Source organism: Streptomyces sp. NPDC002467, assembly GCF_042889825.1.
Lineage (GTDB): Bacteria > Actinomycetota > Actinomycetes > Streptomycetales > Streptomycetaceae > Streptomyces.
This window is the reverse complement of sequence record NZ_JBIARJ010000002.1, coordinates 555557-574457: the sequence shown is the minus strand read 5'-3', so window position 1 is coordinate 574457 and position 18901 is coordinate 555557. Positions and strand designations below refer to the sequence as shown.

Here is an 18901-nt window from a genome sequence, read left to right as displayed (position 1 = left end):
GGGCTGCTCCTCTCCAGGGCCTACGCGGTGGCGTCCCGGGCGAGCGCGCCGAGTACGTCGCGGGCGAGGTTGCGGGCCAGTACGACCTTGAAGGCGTTGTCCCGCAGCGGGCGGGCCTCGGCCAGTTCCGCCTCGACCGCCCGCCGGAAGGTCTCGGGGGTCGGCGCGGCCCCGGTCAGCGCCCGCTCGGCCGCGCCGGCCCGCCAGGGCCGGTGGGCGAGCCCGCCGAAGGCGAGGGCGGCGTGGCGGACGAGGCCGGATCCGGCGTCGACGTCGAGGACGGCGGCTACGGAGACGAGCGCGAAGGCGTACGAGGCCCGGTCGCGGGCCTTGCGGTACCGGGAGCGGGCTCCGGGCGCGGCCGCGGGCAGCAGGACCCCGGTGACGATCTCGCCGTCGCGGATCACCGTGTCCCGTTCGGGGTGGTCCCCGGGCAGCCGGTGGAACGCGGTGGCGGGAACGGTGCGGGTGCCCTGCGCCCCGTACAGCTCGATGTCGGCGTCGAAGGCGGCGAGGGCGACGGCCAGGTCCGAGGGGTGGGTGGCCACGCAGTGGGTGGAGTGGCCGAACACGGCGTGCTCGCGGTGCGCGCCGTCGAGCGCGGAACAGCCGGTGCCGGGTTCGCGCTTGTTGCACGCCTTGGAGGGGTCCTGGAAGTAGGCGCAGCGGGTGCGCTGGAGGAGGTTGCCTCCGGTCGTCGCGACGTTGCGCAGCTGCGCGGACGCCCCGGCGAGCAGGGCCTGGGCGAGGGCCGGGTAGCGGGCTCGTACGAGGGGGTGCGCGGCCACGTCACCACCCCGGGCGGTGGCTCCGATGAGCAGGGCGCCGCCGGGACGTTCCTCGATGGCGTCGAGCGGGAGGCGGGAGATGTCGACGAGGGTGCCGGGGCGCTCGACGCCCAGTTTCATGAGGTCGACGAGGTTGGTGCCGCCGGCTAGGTAGCGGGAGCCGGGGTGGGCGGCGTGGGCCTCGACGGCTTCGCGGAGGGTGACGGCGCGCACGTAGCCGAAGGGCTTCACCGGTCCGCGTCCCGTACGGAGAAGTCCCCTACGCCGACGTCCCCGTCGCCGACGTTTCGTTCGGCCACGTCCCGTACGGCGCGGACGATGGCCGGGTAGGCGCCGCAGCGGCAGAGGTTGCCGCTGAGCCGTTCCCTGATCTCCGCCTCGGTGAGGGTGACGGGGCCGTCGGGGTCGTCGGCGGCCTCGGTGAGGGCGCCGACGGCGGAGCAGAGCTGGCCGGGTGTGCAGAAGCCGCACTGGAAGGCGTCCCGTGCGACGAACGCCCGCTGGAGCGCGGCCCCGGTCGCCGTGTCGGAGAGCCCCTCCACCGTGGTGATCTCGGCGCCGTCCTGGGCGACCGCGAGCAGCAGGCAGGCGCAGACCCGCCGCCCGTCGAGGAGGACGGTGCAGGCGCCGCACTGGCCGTGGTCGCAGGCCTTCTTGGCCCCGGTGAGGCCGAGGTGGTCGCGGAGGGCGTCGAGGAGGGTGGTGCGGTGGTCGGGTTCCAGGACGTGCGCGATGCCGTTGACCCGCAGCGTGATGCGCGTGCTCGTGCGGGTGGTCGTGCGGGTGCCGGCGCGGGTGCTCGTGCCGGTGGCGGCGTCCTCGTCCGGGTCGGTTCGGCTCACTCCCACAGGTTCGCCGAAGGGCGGGCCTCCGGCATCCGTGCTCGGCCATTCGCGTAAGGCCCGCGCTCCGGCGCCGCCTTCACGGATCACGCTCGGTCACGGTTCGAGATGCGTGCGCGCGGCGGTGCTGATTCGCTGGGTCCGCCCGCTCTCCCCCACTGATCCAAGGAGCGATCATGAGCGTTTCAGGCGAGTCCCGCGGCCGGTCCCAGCAGATGCGCATGAAGGCCAAGGAGCTGAACGACGCGGCTGAGCGTTCGACCGACCCGGAAGAGCGCCGCCGGCTGAAGGAGAAGGCGCGCCGCCTCCAGGAGCAGAGCGAGCAGGAGGGCCGTATGGACGACCGGGGCATGGACCCCATGTAGTCGTCCGCCCCCGTCCCACGTGCCGTACCCCGGCCGGTGGCCGCCGCGTCCCCCATCGCGGCGGCCACCGGCCGGAGCGATTCCCCGTTCCCCCGTTCTCCCTCCCTGCTACTGCACGCGAGGCACGTGCTGGGTGACGCAGTGGACGCCACCACCGCCCCAGGCCAGGGTGCGTGCCGGGGTTCCGACCACCTGGCGTCCGGGGAAGAGCGACGCGAACCGGGCCAGGGCGAGGGCGTCGGCCGGTTCGCCCGAGAGCGGGACGACGACGCTGCCCGAGGTCAGGTAGTAGTTGGTGTAGCTGAAGGTCTCCACCAGCAGTCCCTTGTGACGGAAGTGGGGCTGGGGCTCCATCTCCACCACCTGGAAGGGCCTGCCGCAGGCGTCGGTCGCGGCCTGGAGCACGGCCTTGTTGGCGGCCATCCGGGCATGGTTGGGGTCGGCCGGATCGGGCTGGGTGTGGAGCAGGATCCTGGCCGGTCCCAGGTACGCGGCGACGAGGTCGACGTGACCGTTGGTGATGTCGTCGTGGTGGAGGCCGTACGGGAGCCAGACGACCTTGCTCGCTCCGTACGAGGCGAGCAGTTGGGCTTCGATCTGCGCACGGGTCATGCCCGGGTTGCGGTTGGGGTTGAGGAGGCATTCCTCGGTGGTGACGAGGGTGCCCTGGCCGTCCGTGACGACCGACCCGCCCTCCAGGACCATGCCGACCTGCGTGCGGGGGTCGCCGAGGTGGGCGCAGACGCCGACGGGGAGGAAGTCGTCCTTGTCGTACGGGTACTTGCCGCCCCACCCGTTGAACCCGAAGTCGACTCCGGCGCGGTGCGTGTTGCCGGGGTTGACCACGAAGAGCGGTCCGGTGTCGCGGGTCCAGCAGTCGTTGACCGGGTACTCGATGACGGTGACCGTGCTGCCGCACTGCCGGCGCGCCTCGGCGGCCGTGCCCGGTTCGGCCACCATGATCACCGGCTCGAAGCGGGCGATCTCCCGGGCGATCCCGGCGATCTCCGCCTGGACGTCGGCGAGCAGCGAGCCCCAGCCGGCCGTCCGGTCCCAGGGCCAGGCCATCACGCAGCCCGCGTGCGGCTCCCATTCGGCGGGGGCGTGGAGCGGGTCCGCGCTCGCCTCGGCGAAGGCGGTGCGGCCGAGCAGGGGGACGGTGGCGGCCACGAGTGCGGCGGCGCCGAAACCGCGGCGCGTCAGGCGCGGGAGGTTCGTGCGCGGGAGGTTCGTGCGCGGCAGGCCCGTGTGTGGCAGGTCCATGACATTACTCCTTCGATGTGAAGCGGATGCCGGAATCAAGGGGAGCTGTGGGATCGGTCGGCGCTCCGGACCGGACGGGGGCGGGGTTCCCACCGCCGGACCGGGCGCTCCGGGTCCAACGGGGCGCTGCGGATCAGGGGCGGTCGGCTGCGAGCACGCCTGTTCCTGCTCCCGCGTCGCTCTCCTCGCCCGCCGGGGCGCTCCGCAGTGCGTGGTGGGGCTTCCTGACCGCGAGGTAGAGCAGTCCGGCCGTGATCACCGCGCCGGTGCCGATCAGACCGGCCCAGACCTGGTACCAGGGGGCTCCGGGCGGCGCCAGGACGGCCCGCGGCCAGCAGACGTTGGCGACCTCGAAGGCGGTCCACAGCACGGCCAGCACGTTCAGGAAGGTGCCCTTGCGCCCGAGCCGGACGTGCCCGGAGGGGACCCAGGTGCCCCGCAGCCGGGCGATCAGCGCCGCCAGCGTGACCAGGAAGAACGGCAGGAAGGTGGCCGCGGTGCCGAAGGCGATCAGGCTGCCGATGGCGGTGGCGTTCAGGCCCAGCAGCAGGCCGGTACAGCTGACGAGGGTGGAGGCGATCAGGCCGCCGATGGGGGCCTGGCGGCGGTTGACCTTGCGCACGTGGCGGGAGAGGGGGAAGCCGCCGTCGCGCGCCAGCGAGTACACGCCGCGGGCGGCGCCGCCCTGGGAGGCCATGGCGCACGCGAGGAAGCCGACCAGGACCACGGCGACGAAGGGCTTGTCCGACCAGGAGCCGAAGGCGGTGGTGACGGCGGTCGTCACCGGGTCGAGGTCCTCGCCGGCGACGACGGCCGCGGGCGAGGGGTGGGCGAGGGCCACGGCCATCGCGTTGAGGATGACGACGAGGCCGACGCTGAGCAGCGCCCACCACATGGCGCGCGGCACCTGCCGGCCGGCGTCCTTGGTCTCCTCGGCGGTGGAGACGCAGGCGTCGAAGCCGATGAACCCCCAGCCCGCGACCGCCAGTACGGCCAGGAAGGCCATCGTGGTCGATCCGCCGGACAGCTCCTCCGCGCCGAGGGTCTCGGTGAACAGGGAGAAGCCGTGTTCGCGGAAGAACAGCAGCAGCGCGAAGCCGACCAGGACGGAGGCGACGGCCTCGGCGGCGATGCCCAGGGAGACGAACAGGCTCAGGATCCTGATCCCGTACGCGTTGACGAGCATGCAGGCCAGCAGGATCCCGGCGGCCACGGCGACCATGGCGCCCGGCGTGGGGGTGACACCGACGAGGGCGAAGACCCAGGGCGCCGCCAGGTAGGCGACGGTGGTGTTGCCGAACATGACGGCGAACTGCCACACCCAGCCGCTCATCCAGCCGAAGGACGGGCCGAGCAGTCGGCGCCCCCACTGGTAGGGCCCTCCGGCGAGCGGCCACTGGGAGGCGAGCTCGGAGTAGACGTTCACGACGAGGCACTGGCCGAGCAGCACGATCGGCAGCGCCCACACCCAGGCGGGGCCGGCGATCATCGTGCCGACCATGGAGACGGCGTACAGGGCCACGACGGGCGAGACCACGGCGAAGCCCATGGCGATGTTGCCGAGGACGCCGAGGCTGCGGTTCAGCTCCTGGGTGTAGCCCAGGTCCGTCATCCGGGCCGCGTCCGCGTCCGTGGGCGCGGCCGTACTCGGGCCCGTGCTCGTGCTCGTGCGGGGGGAGGGAAGGTCTGGCATGCGTACCTCTCACGGGGCCGGGGCACGCCGGGGCGGCCGGCGCGTCCCGACAGCTAAATCTAACGTTGTTAGGTTGCGGGATTGCGGGGACCTTAACCCGACCCGGACCCCAGGGGAAGACCCTGCCAACGGGTAACCTGACGGCCATCGACGAGGGGGATCACACGTGGGCCGTCCGAACCAGCCGCTGCTCAGCCGCGGGAACATCGCCCGCGCGGCCCTCGACCTGCTCGACGAGGAGGGCCCCCAGGCCCTCAAGATGCGGACGCTCGCCGACCGGCTCGGGGTCAAGGGCGCGTCGCTCTACCACCACGTCGCCTCCAAGGAGGACGTGCTGGACGCGGTCTCGGAGCTGATCAACGAGGAGATCGACCTGAGCCCGCTCGACGGGCCCGACTGGCGCGAGGGGATCGCGGCGTACGCGCGCGGCTACCGCCGGGTGTACCTGCGCCACCCGAACGCGATCGCGCCGGCGGCCCGCCGCCGGGTCGAGGCGGACCGGGCGCTGCGCGGTTACGACGCCCTGCTCGCGGCCCTCGCCCGCGCGGGCTGCACCCCGGCGCGGGCCGCCGAGGCCGCCGCCGCCATCGACTACCTGGTACTGGGCTCCGCGCTGGAGACCTTCACCGCGGGCTTCACCCGCCCCGCCGCCGAGTACCGGCCCGCGTACCCGGCGCTCGCCGACTCCCTCGCCGAGTCGGCCGCCACCGGGGAGGGCCTGGACGCGCTCGACGACCGCGGTTTCGAGCTGGGTCTGCGGCTGGTCCTCGACGGCCTGGCCGCCGGACCCGGAGCTCCCTCGCCCGCAATGTGAGAACCGTTACCTTCTCTCCCTAATCGGACATTTCCGTGGTGATGATGGATGACCTCACCCGTCATCTACGCGCCCCTGCCGCGGCCTGCGAGCCGCCCGGCGACCGGTCGGCGCCACAAGGAGAGATGTGCGACCTGCGGGCAGCTGGACACGTAATCGGCGGATCGCCGCGATGACGACGGGCGGAGCCCTGGTCCTCGGGCTGGGCGGCCTCTACGTCGCCGGGCTCGCGGCGGGGGACGACATCGCCTCCGGGACCCGGGTCCGCGGAGTGGACATCGGCGGCATGAGCCCCGCGGCGGCGGAGCGCAAGCTGACCGACGCCCTGGGGCCGCAGGCCACCGCGCCGGTGGCCGTGCGCGTCGGCGACCGGGTCGAGGAGGTCACCCCCGCCGCCGTCGGGCTGTCCCTGGACGCCGCCGCGACCGTCGACCGCGCCGCGGGCGAGGGTCCCGGGCCGTTCGGCGTCATCGGCCGGCTGTTCGCCTCCGGCGACCCGGACGTCGAGCCGGTGATCCGGACGGACGAGAAGACCGCTCGCGCCGGCGTCGACCGGCTCCGCGAGAGCACCGCGCAGCAGGTCCGCGACGGTTCCATAACCTTCGACACGGGCAGGCCGAAGGTGGTCGCCGCGCAGAGCGGCGTCACCCTCGAACAGGACGCGGCCTTCGACACCCTGCGGGCCGCCTACCTGGCGCCCCGCACCGACGGCGGCCCGCTCGAACTGCCGGTCCGGCGCACCGAGCCGCGCGTGGGGGCCGAGGAGACCAAGCGCGCCCTGCGCGAGTTCGCGGCGCCCGCTGTGTCCGAGCCCGTCACCCTCACCGTGGCCGACACCCGCGTCCCCGTGAGCCCCGTGGTCCTCGGCGAGCACCTGAAGATGAAGGCCGACGACGCCGGGCGGCTCGTACCGGCGCTGGACTCCGGCGGCCTGCTCGCCGACCCCGCCGTGGCCGGCCCCCTCGGGGAGGCCGTCGGCTCACCGCGCGACGCCGTGCTCGGCCTCGACGCGAACGGCCGCGCCGTGGTCACCGAGTCGAGCCGTTCCGGGCACGAGGTCACCGAGGAGGCCCTCGGCAAGGCCGTGATGCCGCTGCTGACCCGCTCGGGCGCCGCCCGCAGCGCCGTGGTGGCCACCACGGCCGTCCAACCGGAGCTCACCGACGCCGAGGCGCAGCGCCTGGGCATCAAGGAGAAGCTCTCCTCCTTCACCGTGCAGTTCCCGGCGGCTCCGTACCGGTCGAAGAACATCGGCCGGGCGGTGGAGCTGATCAACGGCTCCGTGGTGAAGCCGGGGCAGGAGTGGAGCTTCAACCGCACGGTCGGCGAGCGCACCAAGGAGAACGGTTTCGTCGACGGCATCATGATCAACGACGGCCGGTACGTGAAGTCGCCCGGCGGCGGCGTGTCCGCGGTCGCCACGACGATGTACAACGCCGTGTTCTTCGCCGGTCTCAAGCCGCTGGAGCACGGGGCGCACTCCTTCTACATCGAGCGCTACCCGGAGGGCCGGGAGGCGACCGTCGCCTGGGGCACCCTCGACCTGCGCTGGCTCAACGACTCGGGCCACCCCGTCTACGTCCAGGCGCAGTCGACCGACACCTCGTTGACGATCACCCTGCTGGGGACGAAGAAGTACGACGAGATCCGCGCGACCAAGGGGCCGCGCACCAACGTCACCCCGCCGACCAAGCACACGGACACCGGCCCGACCTGTGAGGTCCAGACGCCCCTGGAGGGCTTCGACGTCAAGGTCGGCCGGATCTTCGTCAAGGGCGGCCAGGAGGTCAAGAGCGAGGAGTACTCCACCCACTACACGCCGCGCGACGAGATCGTCTGCGAGCCCGCCCCGGCGCCCTCCACGACGCCGGGCACCGGCCCGACGGCGGCGGCGCAGGCGCTGCCCTCCCCCGGCGCGGCGTAGTACGGCCCGGTTCCGGCCAAGGGTCTGATCCGAAGGCCGGGCCCTACCCCGTCACCACCAGTAGACGGGGTAGGTCGGAGCCTTTCGGCGCACGCGCGAGGCGGCGTACCCGGTCAGCACCAGCAGGACGGTCGCCCCGAACAGCAGCGGGACGAACCGGCCGGGGGCGGGCGTCTGGAGCACGATGATCACGGCGGTGGCCACGGCCGGCGAATGCGGGGTACGGGCGAGCATGTTGAGGCCGAGCGTGAGGCCCGCCGCCACGGCGGCCGCCCAGGCGCTGCTGCCGGCCGCCGCGAGGACGGCGTAGCCCATCGCACTGCCCAGCAGGTGGCCGATGACCACGTTGCGCGGCTGCGCGAGCGGAAGGGTCGGAGCGCTGTGGACCAGGGCGGCGCTCGCGGCCAGCGGGGGTATCAGCACCGGTTCGTGGATCATCGCGCCGATCCCGACGAGGGCCAGCAGGACGGTGGTCGCCGCCGCGATGCTGTGCAGGGCCGCCGCCGGGGCGGGCCTGGCCGGGGCCCGTACGGTGAACCCCGGCCACCGGCGCACCGGAGCGCCGTCGGGTGCCGGGAGGGAATCGGCTTCGGGGGCGGGTGTCGGCTGCGGGCGGAGCGCGGCGTTCGTACTCATGTCAGCTGTTTCCGGGCAGGCGGCCGTACAGCGGCCGGGGCGGGCAGGACGACGCCGGGCAAGGGTGGTGCCGGGACAGATGCGAACGCCCCCGGGGCTGCGGTGGACCGGGGACATTTCAGACGACCCTACCTGGCGGGTGCGCCGCAACCGCTGCCGAGGGGGGTGACTTTGCTCCTATCCGGGGCCGGGCCCGCCCGCCCGCGGGCCCGGTCCGCCGCGGATCTCAGAGCCTGACGCTCCACGCGGCCGTGGCGCGCAGGGTCTTCATGATCTTCGGGTCGCGCACCGACGGGGTCCGGTCCTCGGCCGTCACCGACAGCCGGTGCGTCCGCAGGTCGAAGAGCCGGAGTTCCGCCACGGCCACTTCGGTGCGGCCCTCCAGGCGCTTCACCTCCTTGCCGTCGAGGTACCAGCGGACCGTGAGCCGACGCCCGTCGGCGCCCTCCAGGGCCGGCACGGCCACCTTCGCCCGGCCCCACAGCCGCAGGGTGCGGTCGGTCGGGGTGAGCGGGGTGACGATCCGGGCGTGCTGGTAGAAGCCGGCGATCATCGCCTCGGTGCCCGGGAGGTTGAACGGCTTGCCGAGCACCCGCATGATCGAGTTGTCGGTGGGCCGGTACAGCCCGGTCACGTAGTAGCCGCCGCCCTCGTACGCGCCGACCGTGCCGCCGTCCGGGGACGGCTCGCCCAGCCAGCGGTACCACTTGGCCCGTTGGGCCTCCATCCGGTCGGCGGGAAGGCCCGAGACGTTGGATTCGGCCGGCTCGGGGCCGGTGTACTTCTCGTAGTCCGGGACGCCCGGGTAGAAGTACTCGTCGGCGAGCTTGCCCAGCGAGTGGCCGGTCTCGTGGATGGCGACCTGGCCCGACTTCGGGTGACCCGCCGAGGCCGTCGAGATCCCCTCGTAGCCGAGGGTGGCGCTGCGCTCGTTGTAGCCCGCGCCGCCGTACTTGGCGCTGTTCGCCAGCACGATCACCAGGTCGGCCGCGGGCGCCTTCGCCACGTACGCGTCGACCTTGGGCTGGTCCACGCAGAGCAGCCGCTCGATGTCCTCGCACCAGAAGTACGAGCCGAGGGCGGTGTCGCGCACGGTGGCGCGGTCGGGGTCGCCGGTGACTCCGGAGTCGTGGGAGACCGCGTCGACGGTCCACACGTTGAAGAGGTTGCGGTAGGTGGTGTACGGCTCGACGGCCGTCACCTCGGCCCACTTCTGCGCCGCGTCGGCGTGGAAGCGGTCCAGTTCGGCGGCGGTGTAGCCGTCCCCGATGACGACGACGTCGAGGCGGTCGGCGGTGGGGCCGTTGTCGATCATCTTGGCGACCTCGCCGTCGGCGGCCCGTTCGGCCGGGCTCAGCCCGGCGACGCCCTTCGCCGGTCCGGCGCCGCCCGGCGGGACCAGGACGTGCCCGGATCCGGCGTCGCCGCCCTGTTCGGGTCCCGGTACCTCGACGGCCACCCGCGGCTTCGCCGTGGGTTCGCCGCTCGTGGCGCGGGCCGGGCCCGCGGCCACCAGAAGGGCCGTCGCGCAGACCGCCGCGGCGACCGTGCGCAGGGCTGCGCGGGCGCCCGGGCGTGTACCGACGTCCATGAAGTCCTCCCCCGTGAAAGGCAGTTAAGAAGGTTGTTAAGTCTGCTGAATCAGCTGCTTAAACTAAGCGGGGTGCCGGGGCGTTCGCAATGGCCCACTCCCCCCTGAATACTGGGGAGTTCGAGCGATCAGGGAGTCTCCATGGACGAACCGGCCGACATCGGGCGCAGGGTTCAGCGTCTGCGCAGCGAACTCGGCCTGACCCAGCGCCGGCTGGCGGAGCCGTCCTACACCTCCGCCTACATCTCCACCCTGGAGTCGGGCAAGGTCCGCCCGTCCGAGACGGCGCTGCGCTTCCTCGCCGAGCGGCTGGGAACCTCGTACGAGGAACTCGCCACGGGCCGCCCCGCCCACCTCGCCACGGAGCTGCGCCTCGCCCTGTCCGACGCGCAGCAGACCCTGGCGACGGGTGAGGCCGACGAGGCCGCCGACCGCTACCGGGCCCTGCTGGCCCGGGCGGAGGAGCTGGCCCTGTCGCCCGAGCAGGCGGAGGCCCGCCTGGGGCTGGGTGACTGCGCTTTGGAGTCGGGCGAACTGGCCGAGGCGATCGGCCATTTCGAGGAGGCCGAGCGGCTGCTGGCCGACGAGCCGCTCCCCCGCCGGGCCCGCCCGATCCGGGGCCGCGCCGTCGCGCACCTGCTCTCGGGCGAGCTGCGCTACGCCTGCTACCTCCTCGAATCCACCATCGACGAGCTGGGCGCGAGCGGGCTCGCCGATCCCGAGGCGCTGGTGCTGCTCTACGCCGCGGTGATCGGGCCGTACATCGACATGGGCGCTCACGCCCGCGCCGCGCGCGCCGCCGAGATGGCGCTCGCGCTGGCCCCGCAGGTGGGCGATCCGGCGCTGGTGGCGGGCATGCACCGGCAGGTGGCGCGGACGTTCCTCGCGGAGGGGCGGATCGCCGACGCCGACGCCTCCCTCGCCAAGGCCCAGGAGATCTACGGGCAGCTGCGGCTGCGGACCGATCTGGCGCACTGCCACTGGATGCGCGGTTACGTCCACGCCCAGAACGGCGAACTGGCCTCGGCGGAGCGGGAGCTGCGCACGGCCCGGTCCGTGCTGTCGGCCCGGCGGGCCGCCCTGTACACGGCGCAGGTGGAGGTGGAGCTCGCGGACGTGCTGCGCCGGCTCGGCCGGTACGAGGAGGCCGCCGGGCTGCTGTCGGCGCTGCTGGAGCTGGGCGAACGCCACGGCAGGGTGCACGCGGGCGGCGCCCACCGGCTCCTCGGGCTGATGGCCGAGGAGCGCGGTGAGACCGATGCCGCCGAGCTGCACTACGTACAGGCGCTGGCGCTGCTGGAGCGCAGTGGTGCGACGGGTGATCTGGCCGATCTGTGCCGGCTGCTGGGCGATCTGCTGCGGCGCACGGGCCGGGTGGAGGCGGCTCTCGACGCCTACCGGACCGGCCTCGGGCACCGCGCGGCGCCGGGCACCACCACGCTGGGCCCGGCGCCGGCCGGGCTGGGGCCCGTCTTTCGGATCAGGCCGGATCAGGGCCCCGCGAGCCCTGCCTGATCCGAAAGACAGGCCCCAGGTGTCAGTGGTTCTCGGTGGGCCGCAGGTCGCGGGGAATGAGCGTCCAAGTGGTGGCCGCCGCGGCGACCGCCAGGGCGCCCGCCATCAGGAACGCGGGTGTGATCGCCAGGGTGTAGGCGTGCGAGGCCGCGTCGAGCAGGGTCTGGCCGACGGCGCCGCCGAGGCGTTCGGCGGTGTGCGCCGCCTCGCCGACGGAGTCCCGGACGGCGGCCGTGGTGGGGCCGTCCAGTTCCAGGGCGGGCAGGTTGCCGCGGTAGAGGGCGGCGGCCGTGGAGCCCAGGATGGCCACGCCCATGGCCGAGCCGAGCTCGTAACAGGTCTCCTCGATCGCGGCCGCGCTGGAGACCTCCGCCGCGGGGGCCGCGGAGATCAGCGTCACGGAGGCCACCGTGGTCGCGGTGCCCGCGCCGAGACCCATGACGGTCAGTGCGGCGGCGAAGGCGGGGTAGCCGAGGTCGGTGAACTGCTGGAACACCCAGGGCAGGGCCATTCCGGCGGCGAGTACGACCAGTCCGGCGCCCAGCACGTGGCGGATCGCGAAACGCTGCATGAGGGTGGGGGCCACCATCGAGGCGACGATCAGCGCGAGCGGCGCCGGCAGCAGGCGCAGGCCCGCCTCCAGCGGGGTGTAGCCCTGGCCGTACTGGAACCACTGGGTGACGAGGAACAGGATCGCGCCCATGCCCACCATCGGCAGGAAGATCGCGGTGGCGGCGACGCTGAAGGCGGGCTTGGCGAACAGCCGCACCTGGAGCAGCGGGTTCGGCACGCGCAGCTGCCGGCGTACGAAGACGGTCAGCGCCACGGCGGCGAGGAGGAGCAGGGCCCAGGGCAGCGGGTCGGCGACACCGCTCTTGCCGAGCTGCTTGATGCCGCCCGCGAGGGCGAGCATGCCCACGATGGACTGGCCGACGCCCCACCAGTCCCAGGCGCCGCCGGTGCGCGGGGCGCGTGATTCGGGGAGGTAGCGCATGCCGGTCGCCATGATCACGGCGGCGACGGGAAGGTTCAGGAGGAAGGCCGAGTGCCAGCCGTAGTCCTGCACGAGCAGTCCGCCGATGACCGGGCCGAAGGCCATGCCGCCGCCGAAGACGGCCGCCCAGACGGCGAGGGCGAAGGCGCGCTCCTTGGCGTCGGTGAAGACGCCGCGCAGGATCGACAGGGTGGACGGCATGATGGCCGCGCCGCCGACGCCGAGCAGGGCGCGGGCCGCGATCACGTGCCAGGCCTCGGTGGACAGCACCGCGATGAGGGAGGCCAGCGAGAAGATCGCGAAACCGGCCATGAGCAGCCGCTTGCGGCCCCAACGGTCGCCGAGGGCGCCCGCGGTGACGAGCAGGCCGGACAGGGCGAGGGCGTAGACGTCGATGATCCACAGCTGCTGGACCGCGCCCGGCTGGAGGTCGCCGACGAGGGAGGGGAAGGCCACGTTGAGGATCGTGGTGTCCATGGAGATCAGCAGGAGACTGCCGGAGAGGATCGCGAGGACGATCCACCGGCGGGGGTCCTGCGTGGGGGTGTGCATGGGAATCCGTTCAGGGTCGAGCGGGGCTCGGGTCGGGGTGTTCGGGGTACGGGGTACCGCCGTGCGCCAGGCAGTCGGGCGTGCGCCGGGCGGTCGGCCGGGCGCTAGGCGGTCGGCCGGGCGCCGCCGAGGAAGGAGGTCAGGACCAGCCGGCCGATCTCGCGGGGCGCGAGGTGGCCGTCGCGCACGCCCTCGGCGGCGGCGTCGAGCAGGCCCCACAGGGAGTACCAGATCCAGTAGGGCGGGAGGTCGGCGCGCAGCCGGCCCAGCCGCTGGCCGAGCGCGAGGAAGGCGAGGGCCCGCTGGTCCTGCCGGTCCACGCCGGCCCGGAACTGGGGGTCGGCGAGCACGGTGGCGTCGCGCGTGGTGAAGCCGTACAGGTGCGCGGCGGGCAGCAGGGCGACGACGAGTTCTTCGAGGGCCGCGTCGAAGGCGGCCCCGTCGGCGCTCCGCGGCAGGTCGGCCGGGGTGAGGCAGGCGTCGACCACCTCGATGGCCCGGACGGCGACGGCCTTCAGCAGGGCCTCACGGGTCGCGTAGCGGCGGCTCAGGGTGGCGCGACTGGTGCCGATGCCCGCGGCGATCTGCACCATCGAGGCGCTGTGATCGCCGGCGAGGACGCGGGCGGCCGCGTCCAGCAGTTCTTCTTCACGCACGAGAGTGAGCCTCCTTCGCCTCGCCTGATACAAAACTGTCTCACATGAGGCAAAGAAGGTCCACTCTTCACGTCTGTCGCTCTACCTGATCACCCGGCGCCGAGCCGGGAGGCGGGGCTCACCCCCCGTTGGTGCGCGCGCGTGCGCCCTCGCGGGTGCGGGACGCGATCTGGGCGCGCTGCGGGTGGCGGCGTACGTATTCGTGCTCCAGCTCGTTCATCCGCTTGGTGTGGGTGACCAGGGCATCATCGGACCCGTGCAGCAGGGTCTCGTGGCGCGTGCGGTGGATGGCTTCCAGCTCCTTGAGGAGCCTGCCCTCCTCCAGCCTGCTCGCCGACGGACCGCCGTCGTGCTCCGTCATGTCGCGTGCACCTCCTCGGCACGAGTCCTGCTGGCTTCGTCCCCCGCCTCCATCATGCGCCGCCGGGGCTCCGGCCGCCGATCTCCGCCACGAGGGCGCCGCAGAAGGCCTTGAGGTCGCGCGGTCTGCGGCTGGTGATCAGAGTGGCCGGCGCCGCGCGGCAGACGTGGACCTCCTCGTCGACCCAGGTGCCACCGGCGTTGCGGATGTCGGTCGCGAGGCTGGGGTACGAGGTCAGGGTCCTGCCGCGCAGCACGTCGGCCTCGACCAGGGTCCAGGGGGCGTGGCAGATCGCGGCGACCGGTCTGCCCGCCTCGAAGAACTCCCTGACGAACGCGACGGCCCGCCGGTCCATGCGCAGGGTGTCGGGGTTGGCGAGGCCGCCGGGCAGCACGAGCGCGTCGAAGGCCTCGGCCGGGTCCTCGCCCAGGACATGGTCGACGGCGTGGGCCCCGGCCTTGTCGAGGTGCTGGTAGGCGCGGACGACGCCCGGTTTCGTGGAGACCAGTCGGGGGATCGAGCCCGCCTCCAGCACGGCCTTCCAGGGCACGGTCAGTTCGACTTCCTCGACGCCCTCGGGCGCCGTCAGGAACGCGATGCGCATGCGGGTGGCCTCCTTCCCTCCTTCCAGGGTGCCCGCTCGGGCAGGACCCGGGCGCGCGGGAGCCCGCGAATGGGGGGTGCGAGGATCAGGGCGGCCGCGCAGCAGGCGCTGATCACGGCCCCCACCAGGAGCAGGCGGTGAACGCCGAAGACCGCGCTGGCGGGGCCCGCGAGGGCCTGACCGAAGGGGATCGCCAGGACCGAACCGGCGATCTCGTAGGCGGTGACCCGGCCCAACCGGTCCGCCGGGATCTGCGTCTGCACGGCAGTGGCCCACTGGACGCCCCAGAACGCCCAGCCGACCCCGCTCAGGCCGTACGCCGGCAGCAGCAGCGGCAGCTCGGGGACCAGGGCCGCCGCCAGCGGCATCAACGGGAACAGGAACATCGCGAGCCCACCCGCGAGGAGGGGACGGGAGGGCCGGATCCGGATCGCGACCAGGCCGCCGAGCACGCAGCCGGCCCCGAAAGCGCTCTCGGCGTAGCCGAAGGCCGCCTTGCCGTGGGCCTCCATGACGGAGACCGCGCCGAGCGGGGTGACCGGGCCCCAGACGAGGACCCCCAGGACCCACCAGATCAGGATGACCCCCCACATCCAGGACCGGGAGCGGAACTCGACCCAACCGGTCCTCAGGTTGGCGAGGGTGGAGGCGGACCGGTCGACCTCGAACCGGGGCAGCCGCAGCGCCGCCAGGCAGCCGGCGCTGACCGCGAAGGTGGCCGCGTCGACCGCGAACACCGTGGCGGACGAGGTGAACGCGACGAGCAGTCCGGCCAGCGCGGGACCCGTCATGGTGGCGACGCCCTCGCTCACCCTGATGACCCCGTTGGCCCGTTGCACGTCCTCGGCGACCTGGGGCACCAGGCTGTTGACCCCCGGCTGGAACATCGCGGTCGCCACCCCGCCGAGCACCGCGCCGCCGACGATGAACCAGAGGGGCGGGTGCCCCAGCCAGAGGTAGGCGGCGAGACCGGCCTGGAGCAGGCACCGGACCGCGTCCGCGCCGATCATCAGCGGCCGGGGGTGGAACCGGTCCGAGAACACTCCGCCGAAGACGACGAAGAGGGCGAACGCCCCCATCCAGGCGCCCAGCGCGAACCCGACCCCGCTCACCCCGTGGCCGAGCGCGAGCATCGCGACGGCCATCGCGACCGGGATCATCGTGTCGCCCACCACGGACAGCGAGCGGGCAGTGAAGTAGAGGGTGAAGTTCCTTGACCGGAAAGGGGACTTGAGTGGAGCAGTGGTCGAGACCATTCGCGAATCCTCCGACGCGCGGCCCTCCCGGTCAAGCGTTTTGACCGCAGGAGGTAGACACTGTCTACTCACCCTGGTAGACACTGTCCATGGACGACCGGGACACACCGCTCCGGGAGCGGCTGATCGACGTGGGCGTGGAGCTCGTGACCACCGAGGGCACCGCCTCCCTCGGGCTGCGGGAGATCGCCCGCCGGGCCGGGGTCTCGCACGGGGCGCCGCGCCGGTACTTCCCCACCCACCACTCCCTGCTGTCGGCGATCGCCCGGCGCGGATTCGCGGATCTCGGTGCGCGGTTCTCGGCGGCGTGCGCCGGGGAGCCCTCCCCGCGGGGGCAGGTGCGGGCGCTGGGGGCCGCGTACGTCGGTTACGCGCTGGAGCAGCGCGGGATGTTCGAGCTGATGTTCCGCCACGACCTGCTCGACAGCACGGGGCAGGAGCCCACGGGCGGGCCGAGGCTGCGGGAATCGACGCTGCCGCTGTTCGGGCTGCTCGTCTCGCTCGTCTCCCGCTGCGGGGCGGCCGAGCCGGAGGTCACGACGGCCGCGCTGTGGGCCAACCTGCACGGCGTGGCGCAGTTGTGGGGCTGGGGCAGCCTGCCGCTGATGGTGGCGGACGCGGGGATCCCCGTCGAGCGGCTGGTCGACGCGGCGCTGGACGCGCACCTCGGTCCGGCCTCCGGGAGCCCCTCGTGAGGCCCCGGCTCGCGCTGCTCGTCAGCGTGGCCGGCGCCATGATCGTCGCGCTGGACGGCACCGTGCTGAGCGTGGCCCAGCCGAGCCTGCGGCGTGACCTCGGGGCGAGCCTCGCGCAGGTGCAGTGGACCAGTACCGCCTACCTCCTCGCCGTGGCCGCCTTCCTCGTCGTCGCCGGGCGGCTCGGCGACCGGTACGGACACACCCGCCTGCTCTTCATCGGGGTGCTCGGCTTCGCCGCGGCCTCGGCCGGCATCGCGTACGCGCCCGGCGTGGGCTGGGTGATCGCGTTGCGCGGCGCCCAGGGGGTGTTCGGCGCGCTGCTCCAGCCCGCGACGCTGGCGCTGCTGCGCCTCGCCTATCCGCCGGAGCGGCTCGGCACCCCGGTCGCCGTGCGGACCGGCGCCATCGGGGTTGCCGCCGCGGCCGGTCCGCTGCTGGGCGGTGCGCTCGTCGGGCAGTGGGGCTGGCGGGCCGTGTTCGTGATCAACGTGCCGGTCGCCCTGCTGATCGCCGTCCTGACCCTCGCCGTACGGGCGCCCGCGCCGCCGCGCGAGAGGTCCGGGCGGCTGGAGTTCACCGGCCCGGCCCTGCTCACGGCGGCGCTCGCGGTCTTCGTGCACGCGCTGGTGGGGGTGCCCGCGTACGGGTGGCTCTCCGGACCGACGCTGGTCGGGCTCGGCGCGGCGACGGGGCTCGCGGTGGTGTTCGTACGGCGTGAACGGCGGGCCGCGCGGCCGCTGGTGCCGGCCGCCGTGGCGCGCTCGGTGCCGGTGGCCGCGTCGATCGGGCTGCTGCTCGCCGTGTCCGCAGGGCTGTTCGGCGCACTGTTCACGGCGACGTTCCGGCTCCAGGACGCGCAGGGGCTCGATCCGCTCGCCACCGGGCTGCGGGTGCTGCCGTTGACGCTGGCGATGGTCGCCGGGGCGCCGGTGGCCGGGTTGGCGCTGCGCCGCTTCGGACCGAGGCGGACCGCGCTCACCGGTACGGGGCTGGTCGCGCTCGGCATCGCGGGGCTCGGCTCGGCTTCCGGGGTGGCGTTCGGGGTGCTGGGCGCCGGGTTCACCACCGTGATGGTCACCGCCACCGGGACCGTGGTCGGCGAGGCCCCGGCCGGGTACGCGGGGGTGATCGGCGGGCTCAAACAGACGGCCATGAACGTCGGCCCGGCGCTCGGGATCGCGGTCGCGGCGGGCGCCGGAGCGGGCGGACCCTCCCTCGCGGCACTGGCCGCGCTGGCCCTCGTGGGCTTGGCGCCCGCGTCAGTGCTGCCCGGCGCCGGGTCCGGCGCCGGGCCCGGCCGCGCGCGCCCGGCAGCTGCGGGCGACCTCGTCGGCGAAGACCAGGGCGGGCGGGGCCAGCGCGGACCAGCGGCGGACCGCCCAGCCGACGGCGAGGGGCGGCAGGCCCGGGATGGGGACCAGCCTGAGGGGACCGTCGGTGCCGGGGACCCGCCAACCGGGCAGCGCGGGCACGACGGCGTGGCCCAGGCCCAGTTCGGCCAGTAGCAGGGCCGTGTCCCAGTCGGCCACGCTGGTGTCGGAGCGGACCCGGACACCTTCTTCGGCGAGGGCGGCGTCGAGGTGGGCGCGGGAGGCGGAGTTCTCCGGGAGCCGGATGTGGCGGATCCCGGCGAGGTCTGCCGGCTCGATGCGGGCGCGGGCGGCGAGGGGGTCGTCGGCGCCGACCGCGAGCACCCAGGGCAGTTCCATGACGGGACGCTGCTCGATGCCCCGCACGGGCCCGCCGATGGTGATCCAGGCGAGGTCGAGGTCTTCGGCGGCGAGGGCGTCGAAGCAGCTGCGGCTGGAGTTCTCGGTCTGGAACTCCAGGCTCACCCCGGGGTGGCGGCGGCGGAAGGCGACCACGGCCTCGGACATGAAGTGGCGCACGGTGGTCGCGCCCGTGGTGACGCGCACCGTGCCGCCGCCTCCCCCGGCGAGTTCGGCCAGGCGGCGCAGGGCGCCGTCGAGGCCCGCGATCGCGTCGGCGGCGGCCGCTTGCAGGATGCGGCCCGCCTCGGTGGGCACGACACCGCGGGCGTGGCGCTCCAGCAGGCTCATGCCGGTCCGCTTCTCCAGCCGGCGGACGTGCTGGCTGACGGCGGACTGGGTGCGGCCGAGGTCACGGGCGACGGCGCTGAGACTGCCCGCACGGCACACGGCCACGAACACGCGGAGATCATCCAGGGTCACGGGCTCCAAGGTATCGCTTGGATGTGGGGAGCAAATCGGAGGATTGACTTGGGTTTTGGGCCGGCCCAGGATCGATGCAGGCCCGGGCGGCAACCCGTCCGACGCCTCCGCCACGGGGTCCGGACCCCAGACGGAGGCGAGGACGGGTGCCGACCCG

At 73.8% G+C, this 18901-nt stretch carries 17 protein-coding genes and 1 pseudogene; 6 read left to right on the top strand and 12 right to left on the bottom strand.

Features of this window, described 5'->3' with window-relative positions; translation table 11 throughout:
* Window positions 1–20: 20 nt before the first annotated feature.
* Window positions 21–1019, bottom strand: a complete 999-nt coding sequence (locus ACFYYJ_RS05965) for an FAD binding domain-containing protein (protein ID WP_389128915.1) — start codon at window positions 1017–1019, stop codon at window positions 21–23.
* A complete protein-coding gene (locus tag ACFYYJ_RS05960; RefSeq protein WP_389129055.1) occupies window positions 1016–1543 on the bottom strand; it encodes a (2Fe-2S)-binding protein in 528 nt (175 codons plus the stop codon). The genes ACFYYJ_RS05965 and ACFYYJ_RS05960 overlap by 4 nt, the downstream gene beginning before the upstream one ends.
* A 263-nt stretch (window positions 1544–1806) precedes the next feature.
* Between ACFYYJ_RS05960 and ACFYYJ_RS05955 the strand changes: the two genes are divergently transcribed.
* Entirely contained in the window at window positions 1807–1995 is a 189-nt protein-coding gene (locus ACFYYJ_RS05955; RefSeq protein ID WP_376658165.1) for a DUF6381 family protein, read from the top strand.
* A gap of 108 nt (window positions 1996–2103) precedes the next feature.
* Here the strand turns inward: ACFYYJ_RS05955 and ACFYYJ_RS05950 are convergent, their stop codons facing one another.
* Complete coding sequence (locus ACFYYJ_RS05950; protein ID WP_389128912.1) at window positions 2104–3258, bottom strand: agmatine deiminase family protein; 1155 nt, start codon at window positions 3256–3258, stop codon at window positions 2104–2106.
* A gap of 133 nt (window positions 3259–3391) precedes the next feature.
* Entirely contained in the window at window positions 3392–4951 is a 1560-nt protein-coding gene (locus ACFYYJ_RS05945) for an APC family permease (protein WP_389128910.1), read from the bottom strand.
* A 166-nt stretch (window positions 4952–5117) separates the two neighbouring features.
* On the opposite strand from ACFYYJ_RS05945, the gene ACFYYJ_RS05940 reads away from it, so the two are divergent.
* Window positions 5118–5765 carry a TetR/AcrR family transcriptional regulator gene (locus ACFYYJ_RS05940; protein WP_389128908.1) on the top strand — a complete coding sequence of 216 codons (648 nt, stop codon included), beginning with the start codon at window positions 5118–5120 and terminating at the stop codon, window positions 5763–5765.
* Window positions 5766–5937: 172 nt separating this feature from the next.
* Window positions 5938–7689, top strand: coding sequence for a VanW family protein (locus tag ACFYYJ_RS05935; RefSeq protein ID WP_389128905.1), 1752 nt, complete (start codon window positions 5938–5940; stop codon window positions 7687–7689).
* Between the two features lie 51 nt (window positions 7690–7740).
* On the opposite strand, the gene ACFYYJ_RS05930 is transcribed toward ACFYYJ_RS05935, so the two are convergent.
* Together ACFYYJ_RS05930 and ACFYYJ_RS05925 are read right to left on the bottom strand one after the other, a co-directional pair.
* Window positions 7741–8325, bottom strand: a complete 585-nt coding sequence (locus ACFYYJ_RS05930; RefSeq protein WP_389128903.1) for an HPP family protein — start codon at window positions 8323–8325, stop codon at window positions 7741–7743.
* Between the two features lie 226 nt (window positions 8326–8551).
* On the bottom strand, window positions 8552–9916 hold the full coding sequence (locus ACFYYJ_RS05925; protein WP_389128901.1) for a M64 family metallopeptidase: 1365 nt from the start codon (window positions 9914–9916) through the stop codon (window positions 8552–8554).
* A gap of 141 nt (window positions 9917–10057) precedes the next feature.
* On the opposite strand from ACFYYJ_RS05925, the gene ACFYYJ_RS05920 reads away from it, so the two are divergent.
* Window positions 10058–11431: a tetratricopeptide repeat protein gene (locus ACFYYJ_RS05920; RefSeq protein ID WP_389128899.1), complete on the top strand. Its 1374-nt coding sequence runs from the start codon at window positions 10058–10060 to the stop codon at window positions 11429–11431.
* Between the two features lie 22 nt (window positions 11432–11453).
* Here the strand turns inward: ACFYYJ_RS05920 and ACFYYJ_RS05915 are convergent, their stop codons facing one another.
* The 5 genes from ACFYYJ_RS05915 to ACFYYJ_RS05895 form a co-directional block, all read right to left on the bottom strand.
* A complete protein-coding gene (locus tag ACFYYJ_RS05915; protein WP_389128896.1) occupies window positions 11454–12977 on the bottom strand; it encodes an MFS transporter in 1524 nt (507 codons plus the stop codon).
* A 104-nt stretch (window positions 12978–13081) separates the two neighbouring features.
* Window positions 13082–13633, bottom strand: coding sequence for a TetR/AcrR family transcriptional regulator (locus tag ACFYYJ_RS05910; protein ID WP_389128893.1), 552 nt, complete (start codon window positions 13631–13633; stop codon window positions 13082–13084).
* 118 nt (window positions 13634–13751) lie between these two features.
* Complete coding sequence (locus tag ACFYYJ_RS05905; protein ID WP_385131722.1) at window positions 13752–13994, bottom strand: DUF6158 family protein; 243 nt, start codon at window positions 13992–13994, stop codon at window positions 13752–13754.
* Between the two features lie 52 nt (window positions 13995–14046).
* Window positions 14047–14598 (bottom strand): type 1 glutamine amidotransferase domain-containing protein, encoded by a 552-nt coding sequence (locus ACFYYJ_RS05900; RefSeq protein ID WP_385131720.1) that lies wholly within the window; start codon window positions 14596–14598, stop codon window positions 14047–14049.
* Entirely contained in the window at window positions 14580–15854 is a 1275-nt protein-coding gene (locus tag ACFYYJ_RS05895) for an MFS transporter (RefSeq protein WP_389128890.1), read from the bottom strand. The genes ACFYYJ_RS05900 and ACFYYJ_RS05895 overlap by 19 nt, the downstream gene beginning before the upstream one ends.
* 89 nt (window positions 15855–15943) lie before the next feature.
* Here ACFYYJ_RS05895 and ACFYYJ_RS05890 point away from each other — a divergent pair, with 89 nt between their 5' ends.
* Together ACFYYJ_RS05890 and ACFYYJ_RS05885 are read left to right on the top strand one after the other, a co-directional pair.
* Window positions 15944–16549 (top strand): TetR/AcrR family transcriptional regulator, encoded by a 606-nt coding sequence (locus tag ACFYYJ_RS05890; protein ID WP_385131713.1) that lies wholly within the window; start codon window positions 15944–15946, stop codon window positions 16547–16549.
* Between the two features lie 38 nt (window positions 16550–16587).
* Window positions 16588–17871 (top strand): annotated as a pseudogene (locus ACFYYJ_RS05885) (MFS transporter); the annotation flags it as partial.
* On the opposite strand, the gene ACFYYJ_RS05880 reads toward ACFYYJ_RS05885, so the two are convergent.
* Complete coding sequence (locus tag ACFYYJ_RS05880) at window positions 17812–18744, bottom strand: LysR substrate-binding domain-containing protein (protein WP_389128886.1); 933 nt, start codon at window positions 18742–18744, stop codon at window positions 17812–17814. The pseudogene ACFYYJ_RS05885 and the gene ACFYYJ_RS05880 overlap by 60 nt on opposite strands.
* Window positions 18745–18901: the final 157 nt, after the last annotated feature.

Excerpts from the sequence above, each read along its gene's own strand:
- ACFYYJ_RS05955 (WP_376658165.1), top strand. The coding sequence starts at position 1,807 with ATGAGCGTTTCAGGCGAGTCCCGCGGCCGGTCCCAGCAGATGCGCATG.
- ACFYYJ_RS05950 (WP_389128912.1), bottom strand. The coding sequence starts at position 3,258 with ATGGACCTGCCACACACGGGCCTGCCGCGCACGAACCTCCCGCGCACG.
- ACFYYJ_RS05945 (WP_389128910.1), bottom strand. The coding sequence starts at position 4,951 with ATGCCAGACCTTCCCTCCCCCCGCACGAGCACGAGCACGGGCCCGAGT.
- ACFYYJ_RS05935 (WP_389128905.1), top strand. The coding sequence starts at position 5,938 with ATGACGACGGGCGGAGCCCTGGTCCTCGGGCTGGGCGGCCTCTACGTC.
- ACFYYJ_RS05930 (WP_389128903.1), bottom strand. The coding sequence starts at position 8,325 with ATGAGTACGAACGCCGCGCTCCGCCCGCAGCCGACACCCGCCCCCGAA.
- ACFYYJ_RS05925 (WP_389128901.1), bottom strand. The coding sequence starts at position 9,916 with ATGGACGTCGGTACACGCCCGGGCGCCCGCGCAGCCCTGCGCACGGTC.
- ACFYYJ_RS05920 (WP_389128899.1), top strand. The coding sequence starts at position 10,058 with ATGGACGAACCGGCCGACATCGGGCGCAGGGTTCAGCGTCTGCGCAGC.
- ACFYYJ_RS05915 (WP_389128896.1), bottom strand. The coding sequence starts at position 12,977 with ATGCACACCCCCACGCAGGACCCCCGCCGGTGGATCGTCCTCGCGATC.
- ACFYYJ_RS05905 (WP_385131722.1), bottom strand. The coding sequence starts at position 13,994 with ATGACGGAGCACGACGGCGGTCCGTCGGCGAGCAGGCTGGAGGAGGGC.
- ACFYYJ_RS05900 (WP_385131720.1), bottom strand. The coding sequence starts at position 14,598 with ATGCGCATCGCGTTCCTGACGGCGCCCGAGGGCGTCGAGGAAGTCGAA.
- ACFYYJ_RS05895 (WP_389128890.1), bottom strand. The coding sequence starts at position 15,854 with ATGGTCTCGACCACTGCTCCACTCAAGTCCCCTTTCCGGTCAAGGAAC.
- ACFYYJ_RS05890 (WP_385131713.1), top strand. The coding sequence starts at position 15,944 with ATGGACGACCGGGACACACCGCTCCGGGAGCGGCTGATCGACGTGGGC.